The organism is [Scytonema hofmanni] UTEX 2349, from assembly GCF_000582685.1.
Classification (GTDB): Bacteria; Cyanobacteriota; Cyanobacteriia; order Cyanobacteriales; family Nostocaceae; genus Hassallia; species Hassallia hofmanni.
The window spans coordinates 149,724-168,713 of record NZ_KK073766.1 but is presented as its reverse complement, the minus strand read 5'-3'; the positions used below and the strand labels follow the sequence as shown (position 1 = coordinate 168,713).

15 protein-coding genes are annotated in these 18,990 nt (G+C 41.7%); 10 read left to right on the top strand and 5 right to left on the bottom strand.

What is annotated here, in order from left to right; genetic code table 11:
* The first annotated feature begins 336 nt into the window (after positions 1-336).
* Positions 337-1,392 (top strand): TIR domain-containing protein, encoded by a 1,056-nt coding sequence (locus TOL9009_RS42025; protein WP_051502798.1) that lies wholly within the window; start codon positions 337-339, stop codon positions 1,390-1,392.
* Positions 1,393-1,657: 265 nt separating this feature from the next.
* Here the strand turns inward: TOL9009_RS42025 and TOL9009_RS0104725 are convergent, their stop codons facing one another.
* Positions 1,658-5,707: an nSTAND1 domain-containing NTPase gene (locus tag TOL9009_RS0104725; RefSeq protein ID WP_029631524.1), complete on the bottom strand. Its 4,050-nt coding sequence runs from the start codon at positions 5,705-5,707 to the stop codon at positions 1,658-1,660.
* An 898-nt stretch (positions 5,708-6,605) separates the two neighbouring features.
* Between TOL9009_RS0104725 and TOL9009_RS45145 the strand changes: the two genes are divergently transcribed.
* Positions 6,606-6,785 (top strand): hypothetical protein, encoded by a 180-nt coding sequence (locus TOL9009_RS45145; protein WP_144238152.1) that lies wholly within the window; start codon positions 6,606-6,608, stop codon positions 6,783-6,785.
* A gap of 163 nt (positions 6,786-6,948) precedes the next feature.
* Here TOL9009_RS45145 and TOL9009_RS0104715 read toward each other — a convergent pair whose 3' ends face one another.
* Positions 6,949-7,848 (bottom strand): transposase family protein, encoded by a 900-nt coding sequence (locus tag TOL9009_RS0104715; protein ID WP_029631521.1) that lies wholly within the window; start codon positions 7,846-7,848, stop codon positions 6,949-6,951.
* 141 nt (positions 7,849-7,989) lie between these two features.
* Here TOL9009_RS0104715 and TOL9009_RS46885 point away from each other — a divergent pair, with 141 nt between their 5' ends.
* The 5 genes from TOL9009_RS46885 (at position 7,990) to TOL9009_RS0104685 (ending at position 14,784) form a co-directional block, all read left to right on the top strand.
* Entirely contained in the window at positions 7,990-8,133 is a 144-nt protein-coding gene (locus TOL9009_RS46885) for a hypothetical protein (protein WP_186227480.1), read from the top strand.
* Between the two features lie 306 nt (positions 8,134-8,439).
* Complete coding sequence (locus TOL9009_RS0104705; protein ID WP_029631519.1) at positions 8,440-9,711, top strand: ferredoxin reductase domain-containing protein; 1,272 nt, start codon at positions 8,440-8,442, stop codon at positions 9,709-9,711.
* A gap of 49 nt (positions 9,712-9,760) precedes the next feature.
* Positions 9,761-11,008, top strand: a complete 1,248-nt coding sequence (locus TOL9009_RS0104700) for an HlyD family secretion protein (protein ID WP_029631517.1) — start codon at positions 9,761-9,763, stop codon at positions 11,006-11,008.
* A gap of 161 nt (positions 11,009-11,169) precedes the next feature.
* On the top strand, positions 11,170-13,188 hold the full coding sequence (locus TOL9009_RS42020) for an NACHT domain-containing protein (protein WP_051502797.1): 2,019 nt from the start codon (positions 11,170-11,172) through the stop codon (positions 13,186-13,188).
* 246 nt (positions 13,189-13,434) lie between these two features.
* A complete protein-coding gene (locus TOL9009_RS0104685) occupies positions 13,435-14,784 on the top strand; it encodes a DEAD/DEAH box helicase (protein ID WP_029631515.1) in 1,350 nt (449 codons plus the stop codon).
* 52 nt (positions 14,785-14,836) lie between these two features.
* Here TOL9009_RS0104685 and TOL9009_RS38100 read toward each other — a convergent pair whose 3' ends face one another.
* The 3 genes from TOL9009_RS38100 to TOL9009_RS0104670 all read right to left on the bottom strand — a co-directional run bounded on the left by TOL9009_RS38100 (position 14,837) and on the right by TOL9009_RS0104670 (position 16,019).
* Positions 14,837-15,115, bottom strand: a complete 279-nt coding sequence (locus TOL9009_RS38100; RefSeq protein ID WP_051502796.1) for a VOC family protein — start codon at positions 15,113-15,115, stop codon at positions 14,837-14,839.
* A 176-nt stretch (positions 15,116-15,291) separates the two neighbouring features.
* Positions 15,292-15,582, bottom strand: a complete 291-nt coding sequence (locus tag TOL9009_RS0104675; protein ID WP_029631513.1) for a hypothetical protein — start codon at positions 15,580-15,582, stop codon at positions 15,292-15,294.
* 83 nt (positions 15,583-15,665) lie between these two features.
* A complete protein-coding gene (locus tag TOL9009_RS0104670) occupies positions 15,666-16,019 on the bottom strand; it encodes a helix-turn-helix domain-containing protein (protein ID WP_029631512.1) in 354 nt (117 codons plus the stop codon).
* Positions 16,020-16,315: 296 nt separating this feature from the next.
* Here TOL9009_RS0104670 and TOL9009_RS0104660 point away from each other — a divergent pair, with 296 nt between their 5' ends.
* The 3 genes from TOL9009_RS0104660 to dnaB are packed head-to-tail and all read left to right on the top strand — an operon-like array spanning position 16,316 to position 18,691.
* The gene (locus tag TOL9009_RS0104660) at positions 16,316-16,792 is read left to right on the top strand and encodes a hypothetical protein (protein WP_029631509.1); all 477 of its coding nucleotides are present in this window, start codon (positions 16,316-16,318) and stop codon (positions 16,790-16,792) included.
* Positions 16,789-17,265, top strand: a complete 477-nt coding sequence (locus tag TOL9009_RS0104655) for a hypothetical protein (RefSeq protein WP_029631508.1) — start codon at positions 16,789-16,791, stop codon at positions 17,263-17,265. Before TOL9009_RS0104660 ends, TOL9009_RS0104655 begins: the two co-directional genes overlap by 4 nt.
* A 52-nt stretch (positions 17,266-17,317) precedes the next feature.
* Entirely contained in the window at positions 17,318-18,691 is a 1,374-nt protein-coding gene (gene dnaB / locus TOL9009_RS0104650; RefSeq protein ID WP_051502795.1) for a replicative DNA helicase, read from the top strand.
* Positions 18,692-18,990 lie beyond the last annotated feature (299 nt).

Below are 18,990 nucleotides of genomic sequence, written 5' to 3'. Positions count from 1 at the left end.
TGATCTAATTTTTACTCTCAAACTCTTCATTTTGGTAATTCATCTTTTTTGGGTATTTTATTTAATTCAGACTCATTTTCTCATTTTTATTCCTGAATTTATTGTCAATGCCCTATGAATTTCTATTTGTTACTGTTTGTTAATACTAGTTGTATTTATTACCAGATTAATTATGTGTTTATATTTAAAGGGTTTTTGCTGCTTATTACACTTGCTATGTACTACAAAATGAAGTGCGGAATGTGGGTTTTAATAAAATATCTTTAAAAGATATCCAAAACTGGTTTACTCACTGTTGTTACTGTACCTCACTAGATTAGGAAACGCTATATTGCCGTGAAAAAGATATTAATTCTGACTGCGAACCCAAAGAATACAGACCGACTGCGCCTGGATGAAGAGGTACGGGAAATTCAGGCGGCGTTGAACCAGTCCAAAAATCGAGACCAGTTTGAAATCATGACTCGTTGGGCCGTTCGAGTGGATGATCTACAGCCGATGCTGTTGGATCACATTCCTGATATCGTTCATTTCTCCGGGCATGGTGGGGGGAGCCAAGGATTAGCGCTGGAAAATGAACTGGGGCAGATACAGTTGGTCAGTGCTACAGCGTTAGCAGGGCTGTTTAAGTTATTTAAGGCGAATGTGGAGTGCGTTTTTTTGAACGCCTGCTATTCCGAGGAACAAGCAAAAGCAATTTATCAGCACATCAATTGCGTGGTGGGAATGAATCAGGCGATTGGTGATCGGGCTGCCGTTAAGTTTGCTAAAGGCTTTTATCAGGCAATCGGCAGGAGCAAGTCCTACGCAGATGCTTTTGAATTTGGCTGTAATGCCATTGATTTGCAGGGTATTCCAGAATCTTCCATACCAGTTCTTAAATATAAAACTGAGGAATTAGCCCCTCGGTTTGACGAAGTAAATCATCGACAAAACGTACCCGACCAAAACCAGAAAAATTTTCAATATGATATCTATATCAGCTATGTAGATCAAAAGCCTGATACTACTTGGGTTTGGGATGTATTACTACCTCGTTTAGAGCAGGCTAACTTACGAATTGCAGTATCTGGTGATATAGAAAGCCCCGGTGTGGCTCGTGTCGTCAATATTGAGCAGGGAATTAGGCAAGCGAAGCGAACAATTATTGTTTTGTCTCCGGCATATTTAGCGAACTACGAAGCGACGTTTGAAAACATCCTTGGGCAAACCATTGGGATTCAAGAAGGAACTTACCGTCTGCTGCCTGTAAAAGCCCTACCATTTGATTCCAGTCAGTTACCTACACGTTTGAGTATGCTGACAACTCTTGATCTTGCTCATCCTCGTCGAGCTGAGCGTGAATTTGAACGATTAATCCATGCATTAGGCGAATCATTACCGCAGATGTAATCGAGAACCACCATGAACAAAGAGTATGACCTATTTATTAGACATCTCCAAAATAGAAACGTTCTGTGGTAAAAGAGTATAAAATTATCTTTTTTATCACAAGAATATGACTGACATACGCGCGTTACATTCAAAACAACGCCCAAGAAACACAGCGATTAGTAGGTGTAAAGTATGAGCAACTAGAACAACTGATAAAACAGGCGATCGCCTCCCGCAGGTCGGAGCATTATCACTCGTTTTTGTCCGACTTCAGAAAATCGCGTTACTCTCTACAGATATGCAAATCGCTTGTATCTGGGGTATGGGGATGAGTTTTTAGATAATCCTGCATCCAATTACAGCCTAATGTCAGCCAGTGATCTAAGCTCAGATCATCGTCACTCGGATCGTCTAGGTTCCAGAGAATTGTGCTGTTATCGTCACTACCAGATGCCAAAATTGTGCCATTGGGACTGAAACTCAAGCTCATTACATATTTACTGTGTCCAGGAAGTTCAGAAATGAATGTTCCATCTAGCTTCCAGAGGAATATTTGACCTCTCTCATTACCAGAGGCAAGATATGACTTCTTGGGGTTAAAGCTTACCTTAGTAACTGGAGAGCTATTTTGACTTAGGCTTTTTATTAATTTTACTGAGGTTCCATCAATCTTCCAAAGCTTCACTGAACCGTCTTTACTAGTAGCAGCAATCATTTTATTATCAGGGCTAAATTTTACATCAAGAAGGGGATAAGGATTTTCTTGAAGTTCTTTAAAGAATTTAATCAGAGTCCCATCTGTTTTATAGAGGTTCACAAAGCCATCAATACCACTACTAGCAAGCATCTGCCCGTTTGGACTAAAGCTAACGGCATAAGCAATTCCCTTGTGTCGCTTGAGCATTGGTTCTGTTATTAGAGTGGCCTTTAGTCGATTACGATCTAGTTGCCAGAGTTTTATTTCATCACGATCAGCGGTCGCAATCATCGAGTTATTTGGACTAAAACTGACATCCGTAAAATCTTTTTCTCCTTTTCCGAAAATTGGGGGGGAGGGGAGAGGCGTGCCATCCTCATTTAATTGCCAGACATTAATCTCACCTGTTTGATCTTCATTGGAACTGGCAGAGGCAAGTAATCGACAATTTTCTTCTTGGCTAAAGGTGACTTTTTGGATTGTACTTTGAGGATGCCCCTTCTTTTCCTTTACAGACAAAGTATTCATCAGCGACTGATCTAGTCTCCAAAGCTTTACAGTATCGCTGTTAGCAGCAGCAAGTATCGGAGTATTAATATTAGGACAAAAACTGACACTATTGGTTGGGGTATCGTTATTTAAGACAGTCAACCGTTGGTTTTTTAATTCCCAGAGCTTGATAGTATTATCATTGCTAGCCGAGCCAAGAGTTTGCCCATCTTTACTAAAGGTAACGCTCGTAACATAGTTGCTATGTCCAACTAATGTCGTTGGTGACTTTTTCTTCTTCCAATCGCCATCATGTTGCCAAAGTTTTACGGTGTTGTTCTGACCACCAGAGGCAAGGTTACCATCTCGACTGAAGCTAACACTTCTAACCCCACATACATTTTGATTCTGTTCATCACAAAGCTCATCCGTTAACGTTGTTATTAAAGCTTTTTGATTGCCATTTAGTTGCCAAAGTTTAACTGTTCCGTCGAGGCTACCAGAAGCTAAAATTTGACCATCAGGACTGAAGTCAACGCTAGTAACTTCATCCTTATGTTCATCAAAAACTTGGATTACTTCGCCTTTACCATCTTTCCACCGCCACAGTTTAACCTTTCTGCCATAGCTTGTGGCAATAATTGGACTAATAGGGTTAAAACTGATGCTATAAACTTCATAGGGGTCGTTAGGATCAGTTAGGCTGGCTATTAATTCGCCATCTAACTGCCAGATCTTCACAGTACCACCCTCACCAGCCGCCGCAAGAAGTTTACCATCTCGACTGAAGCTAACGACGAACACTTGTTTAACTTTTTCTTTAGAAACACTCAAGGTTTTTCGCCAATTTTCATCTTCCTTCCAAGTACCATCTTTTTTTTTCCAGAGTCTCACTATCCCGTCATTGCCGCCAGAAGCTAAAATTTGCCCATCGCTATTAAAGCTAACACTGCGTACAGTATCTTTATGACCTTCCAATAATGTGCCAATTAGTTCACCATCATGCTTCCAAAGCTTAATAGTGCCATCCCCACCGGCTGAGGCAATTGTCTGTTGATCGGGACTAAAGCTGAGGCTACTTATCACGCCATCATGCCCCTCTAAGCGATTTTTTTCCTTGACCCAGAATACTGACTCAGTCAAAGCCGTCATGACGTCAGCCTTAAGTTGGGTCTCTGCGTTGCTCCAAGGCAATCCTACCTGTAAAAGTGGGTGCTTCAAACGTGTACTAGCTTTTAACGCATCAAGCAGCGCGTCAAAAGAAAACCGATTTGACGTAAATTTTGCTTTTGAAGATTCGCTCAAAGCTTTAATTTGACCAATTTCTGCATTTCTCCACTGAACCCCAGCAATGATTGCAAATCCAGTTATAAATACTATGTAAGCCCCTAAAATTATTTTTCTTACTTGAGCCGCTTGCCGACTAGCTTTTATTAATTCATATGAGGGTAAACTAAGTTCAAATTCGGTAGCATTAGAACTCTTGAGTCGTTTAACCTCTTCTAGCTCTGCTGTATCTAACAATCCTCCTTTCTTATTAAGCTTAATCCAATCCTGAGCTTTGGCTTCTAGGCGACGACGAGTTTGTTCTGCCTCTTTGCGCTCAGCAATCCACTGCTGCAAGGTTGGCCAGCCACTAATCAAGGCTTCATGGGCAATGTCTACCTGGACGGTCTGTTTTTTCTCATCACTGGTTAATGTCAATAGACGGCACTCTGCCAGATGATTCAAAATATTGTTAAACAGCGTTGGATCATCGTTAGTTATACGTAAGGCTTCTACAGGTTGCTGACGGCGAGTATCCGCCCGTCCTTCTCCGAACTGGATCAATCGCAGAAAGATACGGCGGGGAATGTTTTCTGGATCGACATCTAGATTAGCTAGAGCAGCATCAGCTCGGCGAGCGATCGCTACCTGTAATCCCGTCCGGCGGCCACTTCCCAATGTACCATAAGCTTTCCGCGTTAGCATCAGAGCTTCGTAGGCTCTCAGCGGCAAAAAGCGGCGTTCTACCCGTTCCCACAACAGTACAAGGGTCTCCTGCACTAATGGCAATACGCCCGGTTCTCCAACGGCATCTGTCACTAGCCGTTCTAATAAAGCAGGTTCCACTAAGACTCCGACATTTTCGGCTGGTTTTAGGATGGCTTGCCGCAACCTGACTTCATCTAGAGGTGTTACCTCTACTCGGTTAGTCTGAATTTTGCGCCAAAGGGGTGATGTCATCAAATCAGCATAAAAGTCTGCTCGAACGGTCAAAATTAGATAAATATCGGGAATTCCAGCAAGTTTAAGCAGGGCTTGCTGGAATTGAATTGCTTCAGCACTAGTAAAAGTGAACACTTCCTCAAATTGGTCTACAATCAGTAGTAACCGTTTGGCGTTAGCTTGAGTTGCTAGTGCTTGCGATAGCGCTTGGGCAGGATTCTCTAGGTCAGTGTTTAGAAGGGTTTTTAGTTGAGTTAGAGGAGTTTCGCCAGGACGTATTGAGCAGATTTTCCAGATGTCGGAGTTAAATAGCCCAGTTCGGTACAGCGCCGGAACTAGCCCAGCAAACACGAGGGAAGATTTGCCGCTGCCAGATGGTCCAATAACTGTGACAAAGCCTTGTAGTCGAAGTTTGTCTAAAAGTTCTTCAATTTCCTGATCTCGTCCAAAGAAGCGATCCCCATCTGCTTCAGAGAAAGGCACCATACCTGGATAAGGGCAGGCTGGCTTAGTTGAAACTGTTGGTACTGGGTGTTGCAAATCGGTGCAAAGGCGCACGATTACTGATTCCCATTGGTCTGGATTCGTTGCATCCAGCTTTACCAATGCATTCAATCGTGGTGGCAATTGAACCGACTGGTACACAAGTGGAATCACAGGCCAGGTCTGTGATTCTAATCCATACGACTGACTTAATAAATCCACGAACAGATTAAAACCATCTAACAAATATGCTGGAGAAATGACTAACAGCGTACGATGACTGCGTTGAATTGCGTTTTCAAATTCCTTGATTCGAGGAACCCCCAGCGCAAATGCTCGTTCAGAATGAAAATGCACACCCGATTGGAGCAGCGCATTTTGCAAATAACCTTCGACCCATTCGTAGTCTGCTTGGGCATAAGAAATGAATAGGTCATATTGCGGTGTTCCTGCCATTTCGACCTGTCCTAGTTGCTTTCTGTAGCTGGGCGATTTGTGACGGCGTTAAAGAGTTTTTGGCTGGTAGAGGCATAATTGCTTTTAAACAGCTATATCTTCTTATTATGCAAGTTTATCGCCAATTAGCTTACCTATTACGAGGTCTTCTTATGATGTCGTTTGGTCCGGCTTGGGGTGATACCTGCTTACAAGTAAAGGGATTCCTAAAGGTATTTATATCAATATAATAGTCAGTATTCTCTATCCTATACACTGTAAGCCACGCATCTCTTCGGATATATATTCGGTACACTTTTATTCTCGGAGATATGTCACCCTCCTCCTCGAGATCAATATCTCGGGGACCGTTAACTATCGCAATCGTTTGTCCTAAATGATTAAATATAGCAGCACTTTTACCAGAATTTAGTGTACAAAATGCTCTCGCATTGGCTTTAGGAGAAGCCACAACTCCTAATGCAAGATAGAAGAATAAGCTATACCCAACAAGAGGTTTAATGGCTCTTGACTCTCTAACTATACGCCGAAAATTAATTGTGCCGAGATACTTAATTATCGCTGTTTTTTGTTGTGTAGATGTTTTTTTCACAATTAAGAAGAGTAATATTAATTTTGATTAGTACATTATTAGGTTGCGAGTCTCTCACTTGACGTTTAAATTCTTGCATAATTTATTATCAAAATCTACCAAAAAAAAGTAAAAGCTATAAAAGTTCTATCTAAAGATAGATAACAAATTTTATGATATTCAATTAATCAAATAATGTATGTAGTTCTAAGTCACCGTAACTTATGCAATTTTGAAGAAATTTTGTAATAAAACGTTGCACTAAGTACAGCGTTTCATTAATACGAGCGCGAATTTCTCCATAATCTGCGCTGCTGTAGATGACCATTGCAACTGAGTAAGAGCGATGGGAGCTGCAATAAGGCAGGCAATGAAGGTCGAGTTACGCCCAATGCCTTCCCAATAGCTGTTACTCCACGGTATGCTCGCAAGTTTCCAGCCACGCCACTTCGCCACGAAGGGCGATCGCCTCGATTAACTTGGGGTGCTGTTGTAGTTTGGCACTAGACCCGTCCTAAAACTTGCAAGCCAATATTTACAAGGCTTTGAGACCAATCCTTGCAGATTCTCTTTAAACGTAACAATTAGGGTTTGATATCGTTACTGATAGTTTAGAGCCAAAAAATGAAGTTATGCATTCGAGGCGATCGCTAATTGTTATTAATGATAATTACCTCGTTAAAACTAAAGTACCAATTCGTAGCCTAACCAAACCGCAAACTGTTAAAATTATTTCTTTATAGATATTTGAGTGCAGGCAAAATTTTTGTGAAGTTATTTTAAAAATTCTCACAAGCCTGATTAAATGTTCTATAAATATCCGTTTGCTTGACAGAATTTTATTTTCTGTTTTTTGTTGCTCGGTTAGTTGCTGTTTTCGTTTTTTCTTATGGGGAGTCGTAATATTTTTACCACCTTGATATCCTTTATCCCCCTCAAATTTTTGTTCATAATCAAATTTTTTCTGTTGTTCCCTAAATAAATTGATGTCTGATGTTGGCCCAGGAAATCCTACTGCTACATCAACAATATCTTTGCCATTTGGCAGACCTACTAATTGACTTTTTAAAGTATGTTGTTTTTTCTTCCCTGAATAAAACTTTTTTTGTTCTTCATTGTCAGACGGTCTATCAATAGGCTGTTCTAAGCTATCTACTAAGAGTTGAAAATTTGTCAATATTTCTTGTACAATCATGAAATCTCCTTCTGAATCCTCCATCTGTTCTAGTAAACTTGATGGCAGAATTTCTCGGATGATTTTTATCCAGTAATGAAAAGTAACATGAGCTTCACTTTTAGATACACCAAACAACATCCCTAGTATTTCAAAGGTGGGTATCTGTCTTAAATAAAACAGGCATAGACATATTTGCTCGGAAATTGATAATATTTCTTTCCGGCCTCCCCCAGGATAATTAATCCTGACTTTTTGCTTTTCTTTTTCCTTCTGGATTTGAAGATGTTCTTTTAAAGCTGATTGAAGTAACGCTTGAAACTGTTCGTAACTAATGCCCAAAATCTGTTTTGTTCTCGATGGGTATTTTTGGATATAATCGAAGACAATACACATTTTAAATCAGAGTGGTAGATTTCCAATTTTAATTTTTACCACTTTTTTGTGCCTAGATTATATTTTGGACAGGTCTAATGAATTCGGTGTGCGATCGCAAATGCCAAACTGCGTAACAGCGGCAAGTTGGAAGAGGCGGCGATGAGCGTTTTACAACATATTGGTCAGATTAAACGCCCATATTTAACACCGCTGGAAGAAAAGCTGTTGAGCGTGTTGGAGACTGTGTATGAGGTTGAAACACAAGCAACTGAGGGTAAACAGCCACAGAGCGGGTACTCTTGAAAAATGAATGTTTAAGATGCTTGTTGGGCAATGCTTTCAGCCTTAGCGTACAATCTTCCCGTTTTGGGTGCGACACGATGACGCTCGGTAGGTTAGAGATAGAATTTAAAATTTGTTAAAGATTTGCGCGCAAACTGCATAAGTAGCTTCTTTACACACCCATATATATTAATTTAATTCAGTAAAAATCAAAATTTCATAATCTATCTTTAGAGATATTTTTATAATAATTGCTCTCTTCAACGAAATTTTTGATGGCAGGTTATGTAAGATTATTTTGAATTATGTTCAAGCAAAAATTAAGCAATGCATCTTTTTTGGTGGATTTTAGTTTCTAGCGTCAATATTTTATTTTTGGTTACTTTTTATGACACAATATATTTGACTGATATTTCAACGGCAATTTTTAGTGTCAGCAATATACTAGTAGCGGTTATAGTCCGTAATGAACTAATTCTACATTTCTTATATCGTTTGGCAGTATGGACTTCGGTAAAGATTGTTTATGGCAAATACTATTTTAATAGTAGCGTTCATTACATCGGTGGCATTCACGCCTCATGCGCTACTTGGGGTTTTATATGGCTACTTGTTGATCAATTCCAGCAGTTGGGAAACCCAAGCGACCCTCTATCAATTGCAACAGAGAGCGACCCCATATCAATCGCTACATCTAGTATATTGTTAACACTTTTATTTATTATTATCCTCACCGCTACCCCCCCATTCCGCCATAAGTTCCATGACACGTTTGAAATAAACCATCGCTATCTTGGATGGTCTTGTTTATCGATTCTTGTCTTTCATCAAATTAGATTTCAATTTATCATCGCTCTCAACCAAGCTTATCCTTTAGAAACTTTATTAATTAATCCAGTTTTACTCATGGTAGCGGTGATGGTCTTCAGTATATTTTTGCCCTGGATAAGCGTACAGTGTTTCCATAATTTTAAGATGCATTATCCTTCTGAAGGGGTTTTAGTTGTAACTTTTCCAGGAAGCGCTGATGTAGGGACATTTGCTCGAATTAGTCTAGATGGTGTTGAATGGCATTCCTTTTCTGTAGCAGAAACGAGTAAGAGCAAACAAACGGGCAAATTAGAAATTAATTTAATAATCGGTGCGGTAGGCGACTGGACTAAAAATTTGATTCGGCAAGTTGAAAAAGGAAATTTGCCCAAACGGTTATGGGTTCGTCGAGTTAAGCCTCCCGGTTTTATGTTCTCAATTAACGCTTATTCACGAGTAGTTGTAATCGCAACTGGTGCCGGAATTGCACCAGTAATACCTCATGTTATAAAAAATGGTCATAAACTTTGTATTGTGTGGATTGCTAACGAACATGAACAAACTTACGGCAAAAAGATTTGGTCTTTGCTTGACTCTCATCCGAGGTGCAATATTTTCGATACAGCAATACATGGTAGACCAAATGTAGAGCAGCTAGCTCTTGACGCCGTTCGAGATTTTAGGGCGCAAGCTGTATTTTGTGTATCCAACAAAGCGGTTACTGAAAAGGTGGTCAAGACTTGTTTGGGGAAAGGTATTCCAGCTTATGGAGCTACATGGGATTCATAAAGCTGCCGCAAGAATAGTTTGCTGCTTAAGACATGAAATTACGTTTTTCATGAAATTAATTAAAACATCTTCACAGAAAATTATCCTTTCAATTCTAGTTCTCAGCTGTGTAGCTGTTATTGGAGTTAGGCTGAGACGCAACTTTTCTCAAATTCGTAGTGTACAAGCTTTTGTTAACGGTGAAATCATTTTTGTGCGGGCAGCCATTCCAGGTGAGCTAGAGTTGAAAAGTGAGAAAATTAAGTTGAGCAACCAACTTGAGAAAGGTGCACTAATCGGTACAATTAAATCTAGTGTCGAAAATCCACGAGTATCAGTCCTTAAAATTGACTCTTCACAATTGAAAACTCGCCTACAGGATGTTCAACAGCAAATCTCTGGTGTAAAACAGCAAATTAGGAATCGTTTGAAATTGATGAAGTTGTTTAAACAACAAACTAACATCCAAAAAAATCTTCAGCGTAACTATGCTCGTCAACAGATAAAGCAGTATGAAGGGCAACAGATTCAATCACAAGCTGTAGAAAAACTAGCGCTTGCTGAAGCTAAACGCTATACTTTCTTAAGTAAAGAGGGGGCAGTTTCCGGGAGCAGGGCTGAAAGCGAAACCGCAACAGCAAAGCAAGCCGAAGGTAAAGTCAAGGAAATTCAATCACAAATTGAACAAGCCAAACTTGCTTTAGAGGCAACGAAAGCCGGACTTCAATTAGAGGGAACTCGCACCTTAAGTTATCCTGAAACGCGCGTTTACGAGCTTGAGGTAGAGTTGACAGACCTTAAGCAACAAGAAAAAAACCTAGAAAAACAACTGCAAAGCATTCAATCACAACTCGTCAGTACTAGTAAAGAATTACAGGTTCAGCAAATAGTCTCAGTGTTAGCACCGACAACAGGTGTGATTTGGTCAATTGATACTCAGCCACAGGAGAAAGTTGAAGCTAACAAATCAATTATTCAGTTACTTAACTGTAATAATCTTTGGGTAGAAGCATTTGTTTCGGAGACGGATGCGAATAAACTTGTTATTGGACAAGCAGCAGAAGTTGTTTTTAGTGGGTTAAGTAATACTCAATGGAAAGGACGAGTAGAGACAATTAGAGCTGGTACAGGTCGCATTCAAGTTGGGCAATATGTTGTAGAACCACCGCCAGAAATTGCCCGCCGTCAGCTACCAATACGGGTAGCGACAGTGCGAATCAAAGTTGATTTGCAGAAAACCCCCAGTTTTAGCAATTTTTGTCTGGCAGGAAGGAGTGTAAACGTTCGCTTTCTCGAGCCAAATTCCTTTCCCTTTTAGCAATTTACGCCTTATGTTGAATTATTTGCTGTATCAAAAAAACTTCCACAAGTCATGGATTCCAGATAGCTGGTGGGATTGTGGATGCCGAGCAGTTCAAAGCCAGCAGATTGGGGGAGACATTTATAATACAGACAACCAAGAACACCCCGATTAAGCCCATGCCAGAGTCAGACGACCCCAAAAAAGTTTCTAATAACGACTTACGGAATGCCCAATTTGGTGGTGGGTTTATAAATGCTGAGAACGTTAACGCCCAACGTATAGGCGGCGACATTTGGAATTTTTTCTTGGGGCAACAAGCAGCACCAGTAGGTAACCCGGCTCGACCAAAGAATCAACGGATACTACTAGCCGCAGTCAAGTTAGAAGTAACAGCACGGTTAAGGCAATCTCTACATAATGCCGTACTGATTAATTTAGGGAAGGAGTCACAACCGCAACAAGTAAAGCGCCCTTGGGATGCAGAAATCAAAATAGGATTAAAACCACCCGAATCACTTGCAGAAACCACCAGCATTAAAGATGTTTTTGACGATAGTGTGATCGCAGGCAAATTACTCATCCTTGGTGCGCCCGGTTCTGGTAAAACAACTACCATGCTCGAACTTGCTCAAGTATTAGTTAGCCGTGCTGAAGATGACCCCAATTACCCCATCCCGGTGTTGTTCAACTTATCTTCTTGGAAGAGCGATCAGCAATCAATGAGTGAGTGGTTGGTAGTTGAACTGAAATCTAAATATGGCATTTGGGTTAATTTAGGGAAAGAGTGGATAAGAAATTATCAACTCCTGCCCTTGTTAGATGGGTTGGATGAGTTGGAGAGTAGGCGACAGGAAGCTTGTGTGCAAGCGATTAATCAATTGTTGCAGAGCGAGTCTCGTCCGCAGTACTTAGTAGTTTGTTGTCGGCAGGAAGAGTACAGTAACTATCAGACGAAGCTGCAATTATCTAGAGCAATTTGCCTGTGGAATTTAGATGATAAACACGTACAGAATTACTTGTTGCAAATAAACCGTGAGGACTTATGGAAGGTTTTACAAGATGATGAAACATTATTGGATTTGTGTAAAACACCTTTTTGGTTAAATATTTTAGTGCTATCAGAGCAAGAGCTATCATTCAAGAACTGGAAACTGGTGTCTAGAGAAAATCGATTGGAAGGCTTACTGAATGCCTATATACGGCAAATGTTGAAGCCGAAGGTAGAGAGTCGAGCTTATAAGAAACACCAGGTTCCAAGTAAAAGACAAACGCAGAATTGGTTGATATTTTTGGCATCGCAGTTAGGAAAAGAGTCAAAAACAGAATTTGCCCTGGAAGAAATACAATCTACTTGGCTACTGACAACTAAATCTAAGCAGCTTGCTGCGCTGATCGCTGGACTACTCACTGGGTTGCTTGCTGGGCTGAATTGGTTGCTGATATCCAGTCTTGGCTTTCTCCAAACCTGGGGAATTATACTAGATATCTCATCAATCTTTTGGCTGAGTCTTGCTCTGATTATCTTCTGGTCAAGTCTTGGTATACTTATTTACTTACTTGTGGGACTGGAAGAAAAAATTCAACCGATAGAAATTCTTCAATGGTCTTGGAAAAAGTTAATTAAAAAGTTAATTAGTGTGGCAAAAATTGGGCTATTTTTTTTATTGCTATTATTACCATTTTCTGTGTTAGACCCAAATTTGCTCCTGATTTCATTACCAATTGTAGGAACATGGATGTATATTTGGTTGACAGAGGGGTTGAGTGCAGCGTTGATTGAGGCGCTTGATGGAAGAGATATTGAAAACAAGGTTATTCCAAATCAAGGTATTTGGAAATCAGCAATAAACTACGGAACTATCTGGTTAAGTTATGGGGTTATGAGTACGTTAATTGGTGCGTTAATTGGCGCGTTAATTGGTGCGCTAATTAATGGTCTGATAGCTGGTTTGTTCTTTGGACTAGATACTGGACACAGGGCTGGATTAAATGGTGGTGGTAAAGCTTGTATTCAACATTTAGCACTTCGTATCCTCCTAAAAAGTAAAGGCTACATCCCTTGGAACTACGCCCGCTTCCTCGACTACTGCACTGATCGCTTATTCCTTCAACGTGTCGGTGGTCGCTATCGCTTCATCCATAAACTGCTCCAAGACCACTTTGCTCAAATGCCGTTTGACCGAATAGTTGACTGACTCCACCCAGAATAAAGGTGCGATCGCACCCTGTCTGCTTGAAATTGTGCGATCGCCTAAATTCCCGTTTGATTCTCAACAAAGGAACTTTAACAGCATAACGGACTGAACTTTGTTATGATTCAGAACTGCGGCATTCGCTGAACTGTCTTTGCGTTACTGCCTATCCAGCCCTTCAAACATGCAAGCGTCCGCCTCAGACTGATGCCGCCATTAGCGACAGGCTGATGTTATTTCTGGAGTCCTATGTCTTTTTCTACACTCGGCTTGTCCAATGAAATTATCCGTGCTGTCACCGAGCGGGGATACACCAAACCCACGCCAATCCAGGTGCAGGCAATTCCTGCTGTATTATCAGGTGGCGATCTACTAGCTGGTGCCCAAACGGGTACTGGAAAAACTGCGAGTTTTACCCTGCCGCTCCTGCATCAGTTGTCGTCGTCCGACAATAGCTTCAAAAACAACAAGAGTGGATACGCACCGATCCGGGCGCTAATTCTGACCCCAACTCGCGAACTCGCCGCACAGGTACACGAAAGTGTGTATGAGTATGGTAAATACCTGAAGTTGAGATCGATGGCGATGTTCGGTGGTGTCAGCATTAATCCGCAAAAACAGCGTTTGAGAAATGGCGTAGATATTCTGGTTGCTACGCCAGGACGGCTTCTAGACCATGTGCAGCAGGGTACAGTGAACCTGTCAGGTATTGAGGTTTTGGTGTTAGATGAAGCTGACCGAATGCTAGACATGGGCTTTATTCGTGATATACGTCGCATAGTTTCGCTCCTGCCCAAACAGCGGCAGAATTTGCTATTTTTCGCCACATTCTCGGACAAAATTAAGGCACTTGCCGCAGGGCTGCTCGATCGCCCGACAATGATCGAGGTGGCACGCCGCAACGTTACAGCCGACACGGTAGCACAGAAAGTATACCAGGTGGAGTACGGCAAGAAGCCCCAATTACTTGCTCATCTGATTAAGCAAGATAAGTGGTATCAAGTGCTGGTGTTTACCCGCACTAAGCATGGGGCTGACCGTTTGGTTAAGCAGTTGACACAAGACCGCATTCAAGCGCTGGCAATTCATGGCAATAAGAGCCAATCGGCACGTACCTTCGCTCTAACAAAGTTCAAGAATGGTACTTTACAGGTACTGGTGGCAACAGACATTGCTGCGCGGGGTCTTGACATCACTGGGTTGCCCCATGTGGTCAACTTCGATCTGCCCAATGTACCGGAGGATTATGTTCATCGTATTGGTCGCACTGGTCGTGCTGGTGCTTTAGGTGAAGCTGTATCGCTGGTGTGCGTTGATGAATATCAAATATTGGCGGATATTGAAAAACTGATTGCTATTAGGTTGCCGAGAGAAACGATCGCAGGCTTTAGACCCAACCCACCCGAATCGTCCGAACCAATTCAAGATATAAGTAAACACAGACCAAAAACCGGACGTAATCAACAAACCGCTCTAATAAGTGCGAAATCGTCACCACAAACATCGGCTAAAAAATCGGCAGCGCGAACCGTAGTCGGTGGTCAGAAATCTGGTACGAAGAAACCAGGCTCGCGCCGTTCAGCTAAACGCGATCGCTGATCCAGGTTTCCATTAAAAATCTGCGATAAGCGAGGATACGGCGATCGCGCCATCACTCACACCCCGATCTATAAGGAAAGCGACGGATAATCTGAAATGCCGATTCTGTTGGGACATTCAAAGCTAAGTGGTCGATGTGTCCCCGTCCAAACATGTCCTTAGACCCAGAACTATGGACATTATCAGGCATCTCTGCTGCATGAAGCACGCTCTGTGGTCCAGCCCGTAGAAGTGCGTGACGAAAGGCTGGGGTCGTCTCTTGAAAGATTACTGGCATCTCGAATACATCAGTATAGAAGTCGATAAAGCGGTCGATATCCGCTGTAATCACTGCGCCGCATGAAGCTAAATTTGGCTACTTGTATCTACGTCTATATTCCCACGGATAAGTCTAAATTTGGACTTGACCACACCCCAGCACGGGATGCGATCGCTATGCACTGAGCTTGTCCACCTGGTGATCGATATGCGGGGCGAGTTGGCATTGCCGTTTACTTTTCCTCGCTTTTATCTCAAGAATACAAGCGAGGAAATTTTATCAGCGTACTCGTGTGCCGCAGGTATCGCCTGCAATATTTCTGAAAGTCGCTCCATGTGTCTTGCTCTAAGGTTCTTCAGAAGAATCTTGGGAGGAAATTTTTTGGCGATCGCATCCAATATTGTTGATATCTGGTCAGGGCTAGATAAACTCACTTGATATACAGTCGTAGCATGAACTTGATTACTACCTATCACCACTTGTAATCCAGATCCGCCCAACAGATGCTTGATTAATTTGGCTTTTCCCTCAGCATCCAAGCGATCGCAATTTTCCTAAATCAACCTCACCTTTATCTACCACAATAAGCGCCTAACCGTATATTAACAAGTTTCTTAGGCAATCATACGGCTACTTGCAGGTCACTATTATCCGTGTTTTTCCTGGACATGGCTCCTGGTTGTAATACCCATGCTGCGATCGCTTGCAGTATCTCAGCCTTTTCTTTGGGTGTTGCAGATTCAATTAATTGAATAGGCGTTAACTCAACCACTCCTATTCTCGCTAGTGCCGGAATTCTACAACTTTCTGGCAGGGCATGAAGGATTTTGAAGTAATTGCCAGCTTTTAGGTCGTTTTTGCCATCAAGAAACTTACTGATAGTACTCTCATGAACACCAGCTCTAACAGAAATCTCTCTTGCTGTTAGACCACTGTCATTAATTGCTGTAATTAATATTTCTTGATGCTTATCCATATTGAAACTACTTGCTTTCTTTCAAGTTATTGAATATTATCAAATGTATCCCGGAAATACAATCTAGCAAAGAATCACACTTGCTTGGTGACGTTGGGGTGACAGTTTTGTGAAGTTTTAGCAACTTTACAACAAAAGACTAACCTTGCTTGCATATGCACTCTAAGAACAGAAACTCATTTTAATTCCATTATGACAGACACAAAGATTCAGGGAAAGCTTTTGTCAATTCCCAAGGGTTTTGCCCACGCAAGACTGGCGTTGGCTCAAGCTGCCTTTGAAGGGGTGCAGTAGCCATGCCTGCTAAAAAGCCAAGTCAAGAAAAAATAGAATCCGTCAAAACAAGATTTCAAGTTGTGGAATCAAAGGTTTTAGATTCAAATAAAGAAAAGTTTTTTAGGCTTCCTTATGGTACTGCGTTAGAAGCTATTGACGCTGACTTATCCAAAACAGCTTACCGCCTCTGGATTTACTTGTCTGCTAACTATCCATTTGGCGATTGTGATGTTGAATTACCAAGTCAAACAGAATTAGGCATACGCTTGGGCGTATCTAGACAAGCTATTAATATCGCTGCCGCTGAAATTCAAGCCGCCGGTCTTTGGGATTTTTGGGCTGACAAATGGAAAGGCAGAAATCTCAAAGGCTATGGTGTTTCGGATTCAGAAGGTGTCAAAAAAAATCGACAGGTGTCGAAAAAAGATGACACGGTGTCGAAAAAAGATGACACCAGGTGTCGAAAAAAGATGACACCAGGTGTCGAAAAAAGATGACACCGTGTCAAAAAAAATCGACACCGTGTCGAAAAAAGATGACACCTGATGAGCCGGAACCCTTGCCAAATAACGATTCCAGCACTCCTCAGACTATTCAGACTTATTCAGACTTAATAAAGACTCTCTCAGAAGGCGAGAGAGAGAGTTTTTTAGAATTTGGTAACAAGAAAGCAGAAGAACTTAAAAACCCCCCAGTGCAATTACCCCTCAAATGGATTGAAGTCCATTTTGAAGAGTTGCGGTCGCAGTGGGAAAAACACAATAGTACAAATGCACCAACACATTGCGGGGCGGCGGGTAGTACAAATGTACAGAACTTTGAAAGTTGGGATGGCAGCACTCATGAGGGGCAATACCACACATTGATGAATCTTGGTTTAGTTAAGTTTTGTGAAAACGCCATTTCCAAAGCTTGGTATGAGTGGGCTAGAGCCAAACATCCAGAAAGGTTTATCGAAGTTCCTGAGTGACAAAAATCATAAACACTGACTCTGCTGCCAAAATTTATACTTTCATAAACTTATGTACGCAAACCAAGATAACGTGCTTCAATTTGCCTCGGCTGCAAGCAAGATACCACCGCAGTGCTTAGAAGCTGAAGAGGCGATACTAGGGGGCATAATGCTCGACCCTAATGCAATAATGCGCGTGCGTGACCAATTGAAAGCGCACCACTTTTATATCAGCGCCCACCGGGATATTTATCAAGCAGCGATTAGGCTTAATGCCCTTGAAAAACCTACAGATATGCTTGTGGTTACGTCCTATTTATCGGATAACAATTTACTGCAAATTGTAGGCGGTCGCACCAAGCTATTTAATTTGCTGGAAAAATGCGTTAGCGCGGTCAACATTGACGCGCTAGCTGATTTGGTTATAAGCAAGTGGAAGCGCCGCGAACTAGGGCGACTGGGTACTATTGCAATGGAATTGCAACACAAATCAGACGACGAAGTACCACTAGAACAGGCATTTGAACAGTTACAAACCCAGATTTACAATTTGCAACTTGGACAAAACCCCGCGCATAACACAAGCCATATATCTCTTGTGATGATTGATACCTACCAACAGATAGAGTCGTGCAATTTGGGGTTAACTTTACCCAGTATCCCGACCGGATTTTATGACCTTGACGCATTAATGAGCGGTGGTATAAATCGCGGTGAGTTGATTGTTATTGCCGGTCGCCCATCAATGGGAAAGTCGGCGATCGCTGCTCAAATTGCCTTCAATGTTGCCCAATTGCAAAATCTGCCAGTGGTTTTGTTTAGTTTGGAGATGAGTAAAACTCAAATTGCGATGCGGATGCTTTGTGCAGAGGCAAATATTGAAAGCGGCTTTCTCAAAACTGGGCGCATTAGCGATAGTCAATGGCAACCATTAGCGCAAGCAGTATCAGATATATCAACACTACCGATATATCTTAACGAGTGCGCTACACCATCCCTAAGTTATTTTGAAGCTGAATGCCGCAAAGTTATGGCAACCGAGCGCTGCGATTTAGGGCTTGTGGTAATTGATTATTTGCAATTGATGGACGGTGATGGCGGCAACCGCAACAACGAGATAGGCGCAATTACACGGGGGTTGAAACGACTGGCAATGAAGCTTTCTGTACCCGTAATTTGTTTATCCCAGCTTTCGCGTGCAGTTGAGACACGTCCGAATAAACGCCCCATACTTTCAGATTTGAGAGACAGCGGCTCAATTGAGCAAGACGGGGACAAGGTGCTGATGCTATACCGCGATGACTACTACAACTTAGATTCACCAGAGCGAGGTATATGCGAAGTAATTATAGCTAAACACCGCGACGGTCCGACGGGAACAATAAAACTACTGTTTGATAGCCAATTTACTAAATTTAAAAGCTTGGCTCGTGCCAGCTGGTAAACATGAGGAATTATGCTTACCCACGCTGACTTTTTCGCTCCTTATTGGAGTTTTTAGCCTCATGGTGCATGAGGCATACATGACCCACGTTTGGATGCCTCCTCAGAAAATATATCTTCAAACAACTTCCATTTCTTCGTCACTCAGTCCTTCAAAACGTCCAGCCATACAGTGATACACCCTAATACTATTGACATAACCAATATTTTGTGTTTTGTACGACTGATTTGGTACAAATTGAATACACACTCTTCTTCAACCCAATTTCCCAAAAAAGCTTATATATCACTCTTTTCACG